16 protein-coding genes and 1 pseudogene are annotated in these 15,373 nt (G+C 60.4%); 9 read left to right on the top strand and 8 right to left on the bottom strand.

Annotated elements, in window-relative coordinates; all coding sequences use genetic code 11:
* Positions 1-124 precede the first annotated feature (124 nt).
* Positions 125-772, top strand: coding sequence for a BON domain-containing protein (locus AC1DNK_RS22425; RefSeq protein WP_477943413.1), 648 nt, complete (start codon positions 125-127; stop codon positions 770-772).
* 78 nt (positions 773-850) lie between these two features.
* Here the strand turns inward: AC1DNK_RS22425 and AC1DNK_RS22420 are convergent, their stop codons facing one another.
* Positions 851-1,360, bottom strand: coding sequence for an Hsp20/alpha crystallin family protein (locus tag AC1DNK_RS22420; RefSeq protein WP_477943412.1), 510 nt, complete (start codon positions 1,358-1,360; stop codon positions 851-853).
* A gap of 189 nt (positions 1,361-1,549) precedes the next feature.
* On the opposite strand from AC1DNK_RS22420, the gene AC1DNK_RS22415 reads away from it, so the two are divergent.
* Positions 1,550-1,993, top strand: coding sequence for a hypothetical protein (locus tag AC1DNK_RS22415; RefSeq protein ID WP_477943411.1), 444 nt, complete (start codon positions 1,550-1,552; stop codon positions 1,991-1,993).
* On the opposite strand, the gene AC1DNK_RS22410 is transcribed toward AC1DNK_RS22415, so the two are convergent.
* Complete coding sequence (locus tag AC1DNK_RS22410; RefSeq protein ID WP_477943410.1) at positions 1,956-2,699, bottom strand: response regulator; 744 nt, start codon at positions 2,697-2,699, stop codon at positions 1,956-1,958. The two genes, AC1DNK_RS22415 and AC1DNK_RS22410, sit on opposite strands and share 38 nt — an antisense overlap.
* Before the next feature lie 123 nt (positions 2,700-2,822).
* On the opposite strand from AC1DNK_RS22410, the gene AC1DNK_RS22405 reads away from it, so the two are divergent.
* Both AC1DNK_RS22405 and AC1DNK_RS22400 read left to right on the top strand, forming a co-directional pair.
* The gene (locus AC1DNK_RS22405; protein ID WP_477943409.1) at positions 2,823-3,554 is read left to right on the top strand and encodes a helix-turn-helix domain-containing protein; all 732 of its coding nucleotides are present in this window, start codon (positions 2,823-2,825) and stop codon (positions 3,552-3,554) included.
* The gene (locus AC1DNK_RS22400; RefSeq protein ID WP_477943408.1) at positions 3,532-5,436 is read left to right on the top strand and encodes a hybrid sensor histidine kinase/response regulator; all 1,905 of its coding nucleotides are present in this window, start codon (positions 3,532-3,534) and stop codon (positions 5,434-5,436) included. The genes AC1DNK_RS22405 and AC1DNK_RS22400 overlap by 23 nt, the downstream gene beginning before the upstream one ends.
* A gap of 115 nt (positions 5,437-5,551) precedes the next feature.
* On the opposite strand, the gene AC1DNK_RS22395 is transcribed toward AC1DNK_RS22400, so the two are convergent.
* The 3 genes from AC1DNK_RS22395 to AC1DNK_RS22385 form a co-directional block, all read right to left on the bottom strand.
* The gene (locus AC1DNK_RS22395; RefSeq protein WP_477943407.1) at positions 5,552-6,199 is read right to left on the bottom strand and encodes a BON domain-containing protein; all 648 of its coding nucleotides are present in this window, start codon (positions 6,197-6,199) and stop codon (positions 5,552-5,554) included.
* A 124-nt stretch (positions 6,200-6,323) separates the two neighbouring features.
* The gene (locus tag AC1DNK_RS22390) at positions 6,324-7,679 is read right to left on the bottom strand and encodes a trypsin-like peptidase domain-containing protein (RefSeq protein ID WP_477943406.1); all 1,356 of its coding nucleotides are present in this window, start codon (positions 7,677-7,679) and stop codon (positions 6,324-6,326) included.
* Between the two features lie 108 nt (positions 7,680-7,787).
* Positions 7,788-8,771, bottom strand: a complete 984-nt coding sequence (locus tag AC1DNK_RS22385) for a zinc-dependent alcohol dehydrogenase family protein (protein WP_477943405.1) — start codon at positions 8,769-8,771, stop codon at positions 7,788-7,790.
* Positions 8,772-8,934: 163 nt separating this feature from the next.
* Between AC1DNK_RS22385 and AC1DNK_RS22380 the strand changes: the two genes are divergently transcribed.
* A complete protein-coding gene (locus AC1DNK_RS22380; protein ID WP_477943404.1) occupies positions 8,935-9,234 on the top strand; it encodes a hypothetical protein in 300 nt (99 codons plus the stop codon).
* A 49-nt stretch (positions 9,235-9,283) separates the two neighbouring features.
* Entirely contained in the window at positions 9,284-9,646 is a 363-nt protein-coding gene (locus AC1DNK_RS22375) for a universal stress protein (RefSeq protein WP_477943403.1), read from the top strand.
* Positions 9,647-10,067: 421 nt separating this feature from the next.
* Here the strand turns inward: AC1DNK_RS22375 and AC1DNK_RS22370 are convergent, their stop codons facing one another.
* Positions 10,068-10,526, bottom strand: coding sequence for a pyridoxamine 5'-phosphate oxidase family protein (locus AC1DNK_RS22370; RefSeq protein ID WP_477943402.1), 459 nt, complete (start codon positions 10,524-10,526; stop codon positions 10,068-10,070).
* Between the two features lie 128 nt (positions 10,527-10,654).
* Here AC1DNK_RS22370 and AC1DNK_RS22365 point away from each other — a divergent pair, with 128 nt between their 5' ends.
* Complete coding sequence (locus tag AC1DNK_RS22365) at positions 10,655-11,476, top strand: universal stress protein (RefSeq protein ID WP_477943401.1); 822 nt, start codon at positions 10,655-10,657, stop codon at positions 11,474-11,476.
* Here the strand turns inward: AC1DNK_RS22365 and AC1DNK_RS22360 are convergent.
* Positions 11,473-13,335: a heavy metal translocating P-type ATPase gene (locus tag AC1DNK_RS22360; protein ID WP_477943400.1), complete on the bottom strand. Its 1,863-nt coding sequence runs from the start codon at positions 13,333-13,335 to the stop codon at positions 11,473-11,475. The genes AC1DNK_RS22365 and AC1DNK_RS22360 overlap by 4 nt on opposite strands.
* Before the next feature lie 3 nt (positions 13,336-13,338).
* Positions 13,339-13,686 carry a TraR/DksA family transcriptional regulator gene (locus tag AC1DNK_RS22355; protein ID WP_477943399.1) on the bottom strand — a complete coding sequence of 116 codons (348 nt, stop codon included), beginning with the start codon at positions 13,684-13,686 and terminating at the stop codon, positions 13,339-13,341.
* A gap of 413 nt (positions 13,687-14,099) precedes the next feature.
* On the opposite strand from AC1DNK_RS22355, the gene AC1DNK_RS22350 reads away from it, so the two are divergent.
* A complete protein-coding gene (locus AC1DNK_RS22350) occupies positions 14,100-14,933 on the top strand; it encodes a universal stress protein (RefSeq protein ID WP_477943398.1) in 834 nt (277 codons plus the stop codon).
* A 209-nt stretch (positions 14,934-15,142) separates the two neighbouring features.
* Positions 15,143-15,329, top strand: a pseudogene (locus tag AC1DNK_RS22345) (MFS transporter); the annotation flags it as partial.
* Between the last annotated feature and the right edge of the window lie 44 nt (positions 15,330-15,373).

Raw genomic sequence — 15,373 nt, 5'->3', positions numbered from 1 at the left:
AGCAACTATCCGACAGACTACGCACTTGAGCAGCAATTGATCGAGCGCAATGCCGACTGGACGCGGCGGGTCCAATCTTGGATGCCGCGGCGCGATGGTGCCGTCGAAACAAAAGGAGAAAAACATGAGCGATCGATCGATCCAACAGGACATACTTGATGAGCTTGCGTTCGAACCCAGCATCGACGCCGCCCATATTGGAGTAGCGGTCGACACAGGCATTGCGACACTTGCGGGCCACGTGGGCACCTACGCTGAAAAACTAACCGCAGAAGATGTGGCTGCGCGGGTTAAAGGGGTTCGTGCGGTCGCCTCCGAGATCGAGGTCCGGTTTGTGGATCAAAAGCAACATGCGGACGACCAGATCGCATCGCGGGCGATCGACATCGTCGCCTGGAACACCGCGCTTCCGGAGGGTGTGGTGCAGGTAAAGGTCCAGAACGGCTGGGTGACCTTGTCTGGCGAAGTGCGCTGGCAGTTCCAGAGGGCTGCCGCAGAACGTGCTGTCAGGAAGCTTGGCGGCGTGGTCGGCGTCATCAATCTGCTGACGATACGACCGTGCCCAACGGTGCCGGACGTCCGCCATCGGATCGAGGAGGCGCTGAAACGGAGTGCCGAAATCGACGCCGGCGGCATCTCGGTGAACGTTCAGGACGACAAGGTCGTTCTCGAGGGCGGCGTGCGCGCCTGGCACGAGCGCGGCGTTGCCGAAAGGACCGCCTGGTCTGTTCCAGGCGTTGCCATCGTCGAGAACCACATCCGTATTAACTAAAAAAGAGGGAGGGGTCGCCCCCTCCCTCTCTCCGCCCTCACCGTACGCCACCCCCTCGGCGCAGCGGAGAGTAGACCGTCAGGCCGCCTTGACCGTGATCTTCTTGTCGTTCTTCTGCCGCTCGGGCGTCTTCGGCATTGTGACTTTGAGAATGCCGTTGGAAAACTTCGCCTCGATCTTCTCGCTGTCCACGCCGCGGGGCAGTTCCAGGCTTCGGAGAAACGATCCGTAGCGTCGTTCGGAAAGGTGATAGTCCTTTTCCTTTTCTTCCTTGGTCTCGTTCTTTTCACCCTTGATGGTGAGCACGCCGTCGGCGAGCGTGACGTCAAGATCGTTAGCATCGACGCCCGGAAGCTCGGCTGTCAGCTCGAAGGCCTTTTCGGATTCTGCGAGGTCGACGGCGAGCATGCCTCGCGAGGTCGCTGCCGGCATCCTGCTGAAGGCACGGTCGAAAATCGACGGACTGCCGAAGTCGCTGAACACGCGGTCGATCTCGGACCGCAGGCTGTCGAGGGGCCACCATCGGTCGGCTGGCGCCGCCGGCCTTGCTTCTGTCTTGACGGGAAGTTTCGTTGCAGAGTCTGCCATTGTCTTCTCCTTCTTTCAGGAATGCCGTCGTTCACAGGCGGCGACGCGCACATAAAACATTCAATGCATTCTCAGTCTTTGATCCCCGTCAATCAGTCTGGTCTTTGTGGCTGAATGCGAGTTGACTTGGGACAAGGCAACAAAGCCAGACTATGCGAGTATTTCCTTAAATCGAGGAGGAAAGCCGCCATGACATCGGGATATTGCGCCCGCCAGCTTCACCCGGACGACGCGCTGATTGCATACAGCCTCATTCAAGTTGCCACTCCGTGCTTTTCTGCCGATGATTGGACGAAGGTGGTGGCGAACGCCGAGCGGTGGACGCTCGTCTCGTTAACGGATTCGGCCGGCTATGTGCGTGGTCTGGCCGCCTACCGAATAGGCGCGCATCCGATCGCCGGGCGATTGATGGATATTCCCCTTTTCGTAGCGGCAAGCGTCATCGACGACATGACCATCGCGGACCTGCTGTTTACCTCGTTGAGGAGACGATCAGTCGGATGCGCTTTCATGCGGTTATGGGCGCGGTTTCCATGCGATTTTGCGGAGATGGAAAACGAGGATCGATTTCGTCGGTGGGATCATGGCCTGATGGTCAAGGTCGACCAGAATCGGTATCCAGCCTTGCTGTGAAAAGATATCCTACGCCGCGGACCGACTTGATCAGGCAAGGGTTCGCCGCATCCTCCTCAATCTTGCGACGGAGCCTGACGATCAGCGCGTCGATCGTGCGATCGAAGCCGTCGCGTCCTCGCTTGTGCGTCAGATCCATCAGCATATCGCGTGTAAGGACACGGCCGGCATGGGTGGCAAACACGTGCAGCATGTCAAACTCCCCTGTCGACAGCGCTACGTCGTTACCAGCAGGGTTCGTCAGTGCCCTGCGTTGTACGTCAAGCCGCCATCCAGCGAAACTTAGCAAGCCTGCTTGCGCGGATGCGACTGCGTTCGGACCTGGACGTCTCCGCAGAACCGTTCTCACGCGGGCTAGCACCTCCCTGAGGTGGAAGGGTTTGCCAATGTAGTCGTCGGCGCCGACCTCCAGACCGACGACGCGGTCCATCACATCGTCGCGGCCTGAGAGCATGATGATCGGAACGTCCGATGCTGAACGGATTTCCCTTGCGAGTTGGAGCCCGCCGCAGTCTCCCGGCAACACGACGTCGAGCAAGACGGCGTCGAATTTCGCCCCCGCCATTCTGGCGCGCATTTCAGTGCTGCTGCCTGCCACGTCGACGTCGAATCCCTCCTCTCCGAGATATTGCGCGAGCATTTTTTGAATGCGGACATCGTCGTCCACGACAAGTAGGCGGGTCCGTCTAACAGTTCCGCTTGTCATCTGAGCAATTCTTCGGTTGTTACGGAGTGTTACACAATAGCATCAACTCTTACGCTTCTTGCATCCTGTTGTCTTCAAGCTTCGATCAAATGACTCCCACGCAAAGACAGTGGGAGCCCGAACATGCTAGCGGTATCAAACATCCACTCACAGGAACAGCCCCGCCTCGGGGCGCTCGACTTCGCGCCACTCTTTCTGCGACAGCCTGTCGAGACGGCGCGTCCGGGCACCTCGATCTTCTTCGAGGGCGACGCTGCCCGCCATGTGTTTCGTATAGTGACAGGAAACGTCCGCATCTGCCGATTTCTTCCCGATGGCCGCCGGCTCATTATTGGCTTCCTTGGTGCCGGCGACCTTGTCGGACTGTCTTTTCGCAACCGCTACATGTTTGCAGGCGAGGCTATCGATGACGTGGCTTTCACCCGGATGAACAAGCGGACGCTGGAAGAGGAACTACAACTCGTGCCTGATTTCCGGCTTCAGCTTCTGTCGCAACTTCGCGACGAAATCTCGGCGGCACAGGACCACATGCTCCTGCTGTCGCATAAGAACGCCGAGCAGCGTGTCTGCACGTTCCTGCTGCATCGGCTGGAGCGGAACGAGGGGCGGGACGGGCGGATGATCAGTCTGCCGATGGTCCGGACCGACATTGCCGATCATCTTGGCATGACGATCGAGACCGTGTCGAGATCGTTGACAAAGCTCGTCGCCAGAGGCGTTCTCTTGCCAGCGGACAAGCATCAGTTCAGGGTGGCAAGCCGAGCGGCGCTGGCCCGTAGTGCCGATGAGCATCCGAACGATGATGTCGAGGAAGACGAGCTAGGGGCACGTTATGCAGGAACACGCTTCCAGTGAAACCGACCTGGACCGGATCGTCCGCATGTTCGACGGGGCGAATTTGATAGTCCATGGCTTCGATGGCATCATTCAGCGTTGGACTTCGGGCTGCGAGCGGCTTTATGGATGGTCTGCAGAGGAGGCTTTGGGAAAGGTGGTCCACGACCTCTTGGACACGAAATTTCCAGCGGACGTCGAGAAGCCTAGGGCCGAAGTCAGGGATAAAGGCTTCTGGAATGGGCAGGTCGGACATCGTCGAAAGGACGGGGTCAGACTGTCTATCGTGTCACGGTGGACAGTTCTCGAACTTGGCGATCCGCATACCGTCATCGTCCAATCGAACAGCGACGTTACCTTCATGCAGCACGTTGAGGACGAGCTGCGTGAGCGGGAGGCGCACCTTCAATCGATCTTGGCCACCGTGCCCGATGCGATGATCGTCATCGACGATAAGGGATCAATCACCTCATTCAGCAGCGCGGCGAAAGGACTGTTTGGCTATTCCGCAAACGAGATAGTCGGGCGGAACGTTTCAATGTTGATGCCCTCCCCGGACCAAAACGCTCATGACAGCTATCTCGCGTCCTACCTTCGGACCGGACGGCGCCGTATCCTCGGCTACGGGCGCGTAGTCGTCGGCCTGCGGAAGGATGGGTCCACTTTCCCGATGGAGTTGTCCGTCGGCGAGGCGATTGCCGGCGACAAGCGGATCTTCACAGGTTTTGTCAGAGATCTGACGAGCCGCCACCGCATCGAGGCCGAGCTGCGGCAGTCGCAGAAGATGGAAGCGGTCGGACAGTTGACTGGCGGGCTTGCACACGACTTCAACAATTTGCTGGCGGTCATCAGAGGCAATCTTGAAATGCTTGAAACCCGTCTATCTGAGGCAGGGCAGTTGTCGCTGCTGCGGGAGGCGCAATCGGCGGCAGACGATGGCGCCAGACTGACTTCTCAACTACTCGCGTTTGGAAGACGGCAGGCTCTTGCGCCAACCGTGCTTGACGTCGGCGCTCTCCTCGGAGAGTTCTCCGACCTTGTCCAGAGAACGCTCGGCGATTCTATCGAGCTGCGCACCACCATTCTGGGACGTAGGTTGAGCGCACTGGCCGACAAGGCGCAGCTCCAGAGCGCGCTTCTCAACCTTTCGATCAACGCCAGGGACGCGATGCCCGCCGGCGGCCGGCTGACGATCGAGATATCCGGGCTCGAGATCGACCCCGACTACGCCGGGATGTATCCGGCGATCCGACCCGGCAGATACGTGCTCATTTCGGTGACCGACACCGGCACCGGAATGACGTCCGATGTGAGGGAAAGGGCTTTCGAACCGTTCTTCACTACGAAGCCGACGGGTTCGGGAACGGGCCTGGGACTCAGTATGGTTTACGGCTTCGCCAAGCAATCCGCAGGACACCTGCAGCTCTACAGCGAACCTGGCGAGGGAACGACGGTGCGCCTCTTCCTTCCGCGCGTCGACGCCGGCAGGGAGTCCCATTCGGGCGAACAGCAGTTCAAGGACGCCCCGTCTCATGGCACCGAGACAATCCTCGTCGTCGAAGACGACGCCAGGGTTCGCAGAGTGACTGTCAGCCGTCTGCAGACGCTCGGCTACTCCGTCATCGAAGCCACGAACGCGATCGACGCGTTGAAGGAACTGGGGGCGGGTCACGATGTAGCGCTCCTGTTTACCGATGTCGCCATGCCGGGCATGAACGGCGACGAACTGGCCAGGAGGGTGCGCGAGCGCTGGCCGACGGTGAAAATTCTCCTGACGTCGGGCTTTTCGGAGCCACATGCTGCGGAGAAGGAGATCGAAGCCGGCGCCGGCTGGCTAAAGAAGCCGTACACGGCGTCGGAAATGTCCCTGCGACTTAGGTTTCTACTCGATAACCACGGATGATACCTGACTGGTTCTCCGGGGGGCGCTGGGAAGCATAAGAAACACTTCCTTGATGGCCGCAACGATCCGCACTTGGGGAAAGGTAGCATTGCCACCTTTCCCCACCGCTACGCTATCAGCCAACTGTAAGCCGGTCGTCGAGAATGGCGATGCCCGGTGCGGACCAAGCCGCGCGCTCGGCAGCCTGCCGCTCCGACCAAGTCTTGACCTTGCCGGAAAGGGTAACTTTTCTGTCTTTAACGTCGATCTTGATCGCACCGGCTTCCAAAGCCGCATCGCGTTGAAAGGCGTCCTCGATCCGCTTTTTTACATCGGTGGCGATGATGCGGGGTGTAAGCTCGACAAGATTGGAAACCCCGACCACGCCGGCTAGATCGCGCACAGCGTCATAGGCCGCGTTCTTCTGATATTGCCATTCGACTTCGCCGCGCAACGTCACCCACCCCTTGAGAACGCGCACCTGCACCGCATCCTTCGGCACCGAGACATTCCAATCGAGCATCTTCACAGCCCGGCGCGCAATGTCGTCGTCGTCAGTCTCCTTGGGTCCGAAAATCCGCACCTCGATCTCGGCTGCAATGCCGCGAACGCCCTTGACACGCCGAACCACGCGTTCGGCAGCCTCCTTTTCCGCGTATGTGCGCACATGTCCGGTCAACGTAACGATCCCGTTGTCTGCGGCGACGCCAATGTCAGCAGCATCAATGCTTGGTTCAAATTCGAGTTCGTCGAGAATTGTCTGTCTGAGATGTAAGTCGTTCATAACAACCTCCTTCAGGTTTGCGACACGCTGATCGTGCCAGCGCAGCAGATTTCGTCGTTGATCTTCATCAAACAGAAGAGAGCTAACTTTGATTCCGGCAGACTCTACATCAGCTCCCTAGCCACTATTGGGTTTGAAGGTCTGCGGCCATGAAGAAGCGGTGGCCGTTCCTCACGATCGTTACCAGCGCGCGTGAATGCTCCTTCACAAGAATTGAAAGCAGTTGGCCGACGTCCGTTACTGGCTGCTGGTCGACAGCTACGATAACGTCGTCCGGCTGCAGGCCGGCCTGCGCCGCGACCGAACCCTCGCCAACGACGACGACGCGCGCGCCGAGACCGTCGGGGGAGTTCGCCATCTCGACGTCGGCGAGAGGGCCACGAGAGATATGGATGGTACGAGGAGCGGCCGATTCGGAGACCGGTGCGACGGACACCACAGGAAATGCCTCTATCCTTTCGCTGGCGCGGTCGATCTGAAAGGACGGCTTGGATTGCAAGGGCAGCGATCCGACAAGCCTGCGGACGTCGGACGCGCCGCGCACCGTCCTCCCGTCGACCATCCGGACGACGTCGCCCGGCTGAATTCCTGCATTCGCCGCCGGCGAATCAGGAAGGACTTCGCTGACGAGTGCGCCCGGCCCTTCATCGACGCCGAACGCTTTTGCGAGATTGGGCGTCAGGTCCTGCGTGATCAATCCGACCTCGCCGCGTACAAGCTTGCCGGTCAGGATGAGCTGCCGCATCACGATAGCGACAGTCTCCGCAGGCACCGCAAAACCAATGCCGATGCTTCCTCCGGCTGGTCCGATGATTGCGCTGTTTATCCCGACAACGACGCCGTCCTCGTTCACAAGTGCCCCGCCCGAGTTGCCGGGATTGGTCGACGCGTCTGTCTGAATGAATCCTTCGTAGCCCTCCGACCCCACGGCGCGGCGCCCAAGCGCGCTGACGATGCCCATCGTCGCGGTCTGGCCCAGGCCGAAGGGATTTCCGATCGCCACGACGACGTCGCCGACACGAAGCGAGGACGCGCTTCCGAATTCGGCCGGAACAAGATGATCGGGTGCAATTTGAACGACAGCTACGTCCGTCTCTGGATCGGCGCCGACGAGTTTCGCCTTGAAGCGTCGACCGTCGGAGAGCACCACCTCGATTTTTGAGGCGCTTGCTATGACATGCTGGTTGGTGACGATGTAGCCGTGGACCTCGTCGATGACGACACCCGAGCCGGCCGATTGGAAGTCGTGCTCTGTCGGCGCGGCGTCGTCAGGTAGTCCGAAAAACTTTCTGTAGAAGGGATCGGCGAGTGTCGCATCCGCGTCGTCGAGTTCCTTGCCCTGCACCGAGATGCTGACGACGCTTGGCACGACACGCTGGAGCATCGGCGCAAGGGACAGGCTATCCGCAACGGCTGGAGCCGACAACAGGCCCTCACCTGCGATGAGGAGCGCCCCCAGGGCTAGCAACGAACGCGACATCTCTGATCTCCCCGCGGAAGCGCCGCCGGTTGTCGACGGACGCCTTGACGAAGTAGCTTCCGTTTTGCCCGATCAATCCGCATTGATCCTCGTCAACGCGGATGGCGGCTAAGGCACAATGATGGCTGCACCGTTGATACAGCCTGCCCGCAGGTCGTCGAGAGCCTCGTTTGCATGTTCAAGCGAGTAGACGATTGTGACGCATCTGACCTCGGCCGCCTTCGCGATCGAGAAGAATTCCGCCCCGTCGGCCCGCATCAGGTTCGCCACTGAGATGACCCTCCGTTCGCCCCAGAGCAGACGGTAGGGCATGCTCGGGATGTCTGACATGTGGATGCCGCCGCAGACCACCGTTCCGCCCTTTCCCACTACGTCGAGCGCCATCGGCACGAGCTCGCCGGCTGGCGCGAAGATGATGGCGGCGTCGAGCGGCACCGGCGGCCTCTCACCGGAGAACCCGGCCCAGACGGCGCCAAGATCAAGCGCGAACTTCCGCCCAGCCTCGTCTCCAGAACGCACGAACGCATAGACGCTCTGGCCCCGATGCTTGCACACCTGCACAAGGATGTGGGCGGCCGCGCCGAACCCGTAGATGCCGATCGTCCTCCCCTCGCCCGCCATCTTCAAGGATCGCCACCCGATGAGGCCAGCGCAGAGAAGAGGCGCGGTCGCCACCGGGTCCGCATCATCAGGCAGTTCGAACGCGTAGGCCGCCTCGACAACCGCGTGCGTTGCGAAGCCGCCGTCGATCGAGTAACCGGTGAAGCCGGGGGCGTCGCAAAGATTCTCGCGACCCTCTCGGCAATATGGGCAGTGGCCGCAGGTGTGGCCCAGCCAGGGTACCCCGACTTTTCGACCGATAAGACGACGAGGAACGCCCTCGCCCGTTGCGATCACGGTTCCCACAATCTCATGCCCCGGAACAAGGGGAAGTTTTGGCTGGAAAAGATCTCCGTCGCAGACGTGAAGGTCTGTCCGGCAGACGCCACAGGCCTCCACCTTGACGACGACGTGGCCGGGCGACGGTAGCGGGTCCGGCCGCTCCACGAGACGGAGCGGCCGTCCCACCTGTTCGAGTACCATCGCCCTCACGCTTCCCTCCATCGGCATGTGCCACGCTCTAGTCGTATCACCATCTTCCCCACCTTGGCTTGATCCCGGTCAAGCATCCGGATTGTTGCTCGTCAAAGACGGAACGCGTTGGAGCAGATAGGCTCCTGGCACAGCGCCAAGACCTCATCCAAAGGAGACGGACATGCGCGAACAAGAAAAGACCCGCAAGGCAGCAACCGACACAGCCACGACCGTTCCTCCAGTCGAGCGAACGTCCGCAGACCTTGTTCTCGAACGTCGGGACGAGGATCGCTGGGAGGTGACGGCGGCCACGCCGCGAGGCCAGGTATGGGCGAGAGACCATTTCTGCTGCGCGCTCCGGCAATCCTTCACTGGCACCATGTGTCTCGACATCATGAGCGCCGATCGGCTTCTCAAGGAAGCGCATGACGATGGACTGACCACCGAGTTCGTCAGCCTGTCGGGAAAGGACATATACTGACATGTTTGCCACAGTCGTCTGCGCCATCGGCCGAGGATCGCGGCAACGCATGCTCCAGCTTATCGAAACGGCCCGTGCGCAGCTCGCGCCCGACGGAAGCCTCCACCTCGTACACGCGGTGGAGGGCCTACCGTCGTCGGCCTCGCCGGATGATTGGGCGATCGAGGTGATGGCCGCCGCCGAAACCAGACTTTCGGAAGCCCTTCGATCGACCGACACTCCCGCCTCTGTACACGTCCGGGCGGGTAACCCGTCTCAGATCATCCTCGCCATTGCAAAGGAGACGACTGCCGATCTCGTCGTGATCGCCTCTCACCGGGACGACGTTCTCGACCGGGTTTTCGGTTCAGTCGTGGACCATGTCGTGCAGCGCGCACCATGCTCCGTACTCGTCTTGCGAACGACCCGGTGAAAGGCGCGCTCAAATAACCGTCTTCGCTTCAGCCTCCCTGACCTGACCGGTGGCGGCTCGATACAGTTCGGCGGCGTGCGACAACGTTCGTGGCCCGGCCTCGCACAGCCGCGCCACCTCCGTCGGCTACTCCTTTAGCTCGCTCTCAACGCAGTCCAAAAGGACCTCGATCGCATCACTGTTGTCGATCTACAGACAGGTCGAGGCAAGAAATCGAAGTATCGGAGCCCCGTCGCGCGGCGGACGCCGTCAAATCCGTGGTGATCCTGGCCGACGCGGCGCAGATCTCACCTTGAATCAGAACCCCCGTGCTGACGATGGGCGGATGTCGGCGTTGAGCGTGGCGCTGCGATGCAGGCTGGGGGGATATGTCATGTATTGCTCCGTTTGTGGGACGTGGTCTCGGCTCGAGTTTCGGCGTTTACTCCGTTCTGACTGCACCCCGTCCCGACACTGCCGTGACGGCAATGCCGTAGAAGACGTGAGGAGAGCTATCGAGCATGGGGAGTTCGTGGGGCTTCATGGAGCCTATCTCCCACCAGTCCGAATACTTTTGGAGAAGCGACCATGCATGAAGCCTTTCGCTTCCTCGCGCTTCGCTGTCAGGAAACTCCTCGAACCTGCCGTCGACGACGACGCTTTTCCACCCGCCGGCGCTAGAACGCTGCTCGACGTGAAGGCATACCTTGTCGTTTCCCCGCATCCAGTCGAGCTTCTTGCCGGGCATGGAGAAGCTATAGGCAACGCCGTTGGAAAAGGCGAAATAGATCGCCGCCACGTAGGGCTGCCCATCCTTGCAGCAGGCGAGATGACCGAAGCGCTCGCTCTCAAGGATCCGATAGCACTCACCGGGATTGATCTCCGTCAGCGTGATCGTCATGTCCGTATCCTCCAAGTTTGAGAAGGCAGGATCATAGGAGTTTCCTTGCCCCCCGGCTTTGACGAAGCGCAATGCGAACTCTCATCGCGGCATGCATCATGACGACCGTTCAAGCTCAGGAGGCCGCCATGAAGCCGCAGTTCCATCTCCCGCTATCAACCTATCCCGACCCGAGTTCCTTCACCATAATTGACAATGCTATCGACCTCGCTCGGCAGAACGACGCCGATCTCGTAGCCAGCATCCCGCTAGTCCGGATCCCCCAGATTGATCAGCCTTTTCCCACTTTTATCGATGTCGATACATGGCGGGAACAAGCAGAGGGCAACAGCCGGGACAGCGGGACCTCGCTGCGCGAACATCTCACTGACGCTGTTTCGGAAACCGACTACGAGGTGCGAATCCATAGATTCGAGGCCACGGAGCCGTTCGTCTACCAATGTTTTTCGGAAATAGCCCGGTGCCACGACCTTTCCATCGTCGAGGCCTCTGAACTGTCCCGCCAGTTTTCCGAGACGCTGCTGTTTGAGAGCGGCCGTCCCGTCGTACTGTTTCCCGCCACCAGCGTCTGCTCTCGTGTCGACACGATCGCCGTTGCCTGGGACGGCAGCGCCACCGCAGCACGTGCCCTGTCCTGCGCCCGCTTCTTCATCGAACGCGCGACCAAGGTGCAGGTCATCTCTATCACCGACGACAAGGAGATCGACAACGCCAACCGCTCGCTACTTATCTCTTCTTTGAAGCACTCGGGATTCGAAGTGGAAGACGTATCGATTCAGGCAGGTGGTGAGACCGCGACCGCTGCCATCCAATCGGCCGCACTGGAACGAAAAGCAGACCTCCTGGTGGCGGGCGGATTTGGCCATTCCCGGCTCCGTGAATTCATCCTCGGCGGCGTCACGCGGGAACTGCTCGCCAAGGCCGAGCTACCAGTGCTTCTCGCCCACTAAAGGGCGCGAAGTGCGTTGAGGATGACTGCCACGTCAATCGCCTCCTGCAGCAATGCGCCGCCCACCGGCGGAAGGTACCCGGCCCCTGCTAACACCATCGCGAGGAGCGAGAGACCTATGCCGGTATAGATGCTTTGAAGCGCGATCTTTCGGGAACGACGCGCGATGCTGATCGCCGTCGCTATCTTGGTGAGGTCGTCCCGGACGAGCACGATATCTGCAGCCTCCGCGGCCGCGGCAAGGTTCTCGACGCCGACCGCGATTCCGACATCGGCCGCCGCCAGCGCTGGCGCGTCGTTCACGCCGTCGCCGACCATCAGCACTTTCCCGTGGACGCGCTCTTTCTCGATGACTGCGACTTTGTCTGCGGGAGCGAGCCTCGCCGCGACGTCGTCCAAGCCCAGCGAGCGAGCTATGGTTGCCGCGACAGCCAACTCGTCACCAGAAGCAAGGACTATTCGAGATATTCCTGACGCCCTGAGCTGGGTGACGAGTTGGACAGCATCTTCGCGAAGCCGGTCTTCGAGCGTGATCGTGCCAGCCGGCGTGCTGTCAAACAGCACCTTTATACGCATTGCACTGGGTGACGCCTTAGCCCCTGACGACGGCGCCTCCCCGAAATACGTGTCTCCTCCGACGGCGACACGCACGCCATCGACGATTCCGGAGATGCCGGATCCCGCTGTCTCGGTTACCTCCGATGGAAGGCTCAGTACCAACCCCCGTCTACGCGCCTCGCCCACCAGCGCGCGTCCAACCACGTGCCCCGAGGCCTGGTCCAGCGAGGCGGCGAGCCGCAGTATCCTCTCAGGATTCTCTGGTCCCTCGATGTGGCCAACCTCCGGCTGCCCCGCAGTGAGCGTCCCCGTTTTGTCGAACACAGCCACGGTGGCCTGGGCGAGCGCCTCGAGAGGTCCCGCCCCCTTCACCAGAACGCCCTGCTTGGCGGCTTTTGAAGTACCCGCCGCAAGTGCGACGGGTACCGCCAGGATCAACGGACACGGCGTGGCGACGACCAGCACGGCCACGATCCTTGCCATGTCTCCGGACATCAATGCCGACACTCCCGCTATCGCTACCGTGGCGAACAGGAACCAGATCGAGAACCGGTCGGCTAGGCGCATCAGCTTTGCCTTGGAGCGCCTCGATGCTTCCACGAGCCTGACTATTCCGGCATAGGTGCTGTCCTCGGCGCGGCTCAAAACGCGAATTTCGATCGCGTCCCCCTCGTTCGTCGCGCCGCTCGAAATGTTTCCACCCTTGGCGATGCGCACCGGCAGAGGCTCTCCGGTCAACACCGCTTGATCGATCGTCGCGACTCCGCCGACGAGCGCCCCGTCAACCGGTACGACGTCGCCCTTTCGTATGAGGAGCACGTCGCCGACCGCGACCGTCTCGATCGGAATTTCTTCGAAACCATTTCCGGCAAGCCGCAGGGTCGTCCGCGGAACTTGCGCCAGCAAAGCCGACATGCCCTCGTCGGCGCGACGATGTGCGTATGCCTCCAGAAACTGACCGCCGGAATACATGAGACCGACGATCGCGCCGGCAAGATATTCACCGAACCACAGGGCGGCCCCCATAGCCAGCGCCGCAATCAGGTCCAGACCGTATTCCTCTTTCCGCAGCTTCCGGGCGATTTCAACGCAAAGAGCCGCGAGGGTCAGACTGGTGCAGCCGATGAGGATTGCCTTATATCCAAGGCTGCTGCCCGCGAGATAGAAGACAAATGCGATGACAAGCGCAAGAAGCGACGCCAGCACCAGATGGCCCGATCCGGAACTCCCGTCCCGCGGTCGCAACTCCCGGCCCTCAGGCCACGTCCACCTACCAGCCCACCAAGCCGCCGCTGTAGCCACCTCTCACCCTCCGATCAATCCAGAAGCCTCAGCGGAACGTTTCGCGCAATCGATGCAGAACGGCGTATAGGGAACCGCCGCGAGCCGCTCCTTGCCGATCGGATGGTGGCATTTGACGCACCGCCCGTATGTGCCGTCATTCAGCCGGTCGAGCGCCGCGTCGATGGCCCCGATCTGGTCGCGCCCCTCAGCTTGCATCTCGCGAAGAACCTCATCGTTTTCAACCTGGGTCGCGCGCTCCTCGCTGTCCGTCTCTAGCGCGACGCAGAGATCCGCATCGATCGCTTCGAGACGACGGACAAGGTCATCCTTCATCGTCTGCATGACGGTCTGTACTGAGCATTTATTCATTCAAGTGCCTCCCAATCTTGCCTGATCAATTTGGGTCCACACGCGGCATCGTCGGGAACAAATCCAAGCGCAGCGGGTGGCCGCATAAAGCCGCGGTCCATAAATCGGCTCCAGCATATCTCAGTTCGATCGGAGCTCCTTGATCCCGGTCAATGCCTTATGCGCAGTGGCGCAGCCTCCCGAGCGGGAGGCCAAAGGCTTGACGAGATCGTAAGAGACGCCCGCATCTATGCCCGCCTGCGGCCAACGCGCGGATCGGCGATCGTCACACCCCTTCTCCGCAATGACCTCGTCGTCGCCGTCACGCCTTCCGGAGGCGTCACTACCGTTCATTCCGTGTGGCTTGACGAAGATCAAAGACATCGGCGCAAGCGCCAATATCCTTTCATTACTCAGCAAGAGAGGTGATTGAAATGTCCATTCGTACTGTATTGAGCATCCTCAGTTCCAAAAATTTCGACGAAGATCTGAAGGCCGCCGCGGAGTTTTGCGAAGCCTCCGGAGCGCATCTCAGCGCAATCGTGCTTTGCATGGGCGGGTCGCCAATAATGGGAGAATACAACTCGCTGTCGACCGTCTGGCTGGAGGAGCGCCAACGGGAAATTGAGGAACTTGACAAGATAGCCGAAGAGATCAGGGAAAACCTGTCGCGCACCGTTTCGTCCTACGACGTGCAGGACATCTATACGGAATATGGTTTTGCACGGGAGGACATCGCAGAAAGAGCGCTCTATGCGGACGTCGTTCTCGTCGGTCGCCAGGCGTGCAAGGACGAGGAGCTTCGGAAACGGGTCATGGATGGCGCTTTGTTCGACACGCCCACGCCGGTCATCATCAACCGCGGACGGCGGCCGCTCCCTTCCACTTCCAAATCGATAGTGCTGGCGTGGGATTCGAGCGATGAGGCGTCGCGTGCCGCAAGGCAGGCCATAGACCTGTTGAAGACGGCGGACTGCGTCCACGTGACGATGGTCGATCCGGTCTCGCGAGAGCGGGTGAATGGAGAAGAACCCGGGGCAGACATCGCGAGCTTCCTTTCCCGTCACGGGGTAAAAGTTCAGGTGGATCGCGTGGCCAGCGGCGGAAACACGGCTGACGAGATACTTAGGCAGCATGCGATGGACGTGAACGCCGATTTGATCGTCATGGGGGCATACAATCACCCTCGCTGGCAGCAGACGCTCTTCGGCGGAGTGACACGGAACATGATTGAGCAAAGCAACATGCCAGTATTCATGGCGCATTGACACAGGAGAACATGGCCGCGCTCCTTGTGCGGCCTTGCCGGAGTTTCAGCCTGTCGCTTTCAGGCACGCCGTCCTTCCCTGGTGCTTCGATATGCCGCTCAATGCGCCTTCTTCTCACTTGGATCCTGATGACACGGATCCGAGCAGGCCGAATACAGCTTTCTCAGGATTGTCCCATGCATAGCAGGTCTGACTGTCCGCGCATCGCCATGAATCGCCTCCTTGTCTCTACGGGGTTCATGGCGATGTCGTTGAAAAGTTCACGTCCAGTCTCGACGTTCAGATCGTAGCAACCTCGCTGCCGACCATCCAAATGCGGCTGGATATCAGTCCAAACGAGATGAACTGGATACAGACCGCTTTCTCATCGCCGAGGTCGTCGCGATCCCGCTCACGGATTTCTCGTGCGCTTCGCGGAAAAGCTCGTCAAGGTATAAGGC

The organism is Rhizobium sp. 01N424, assembly GCF_056399485.1.
This window is presented reverse-complemented; position numbering and strand designations above follow the sequence as displayed.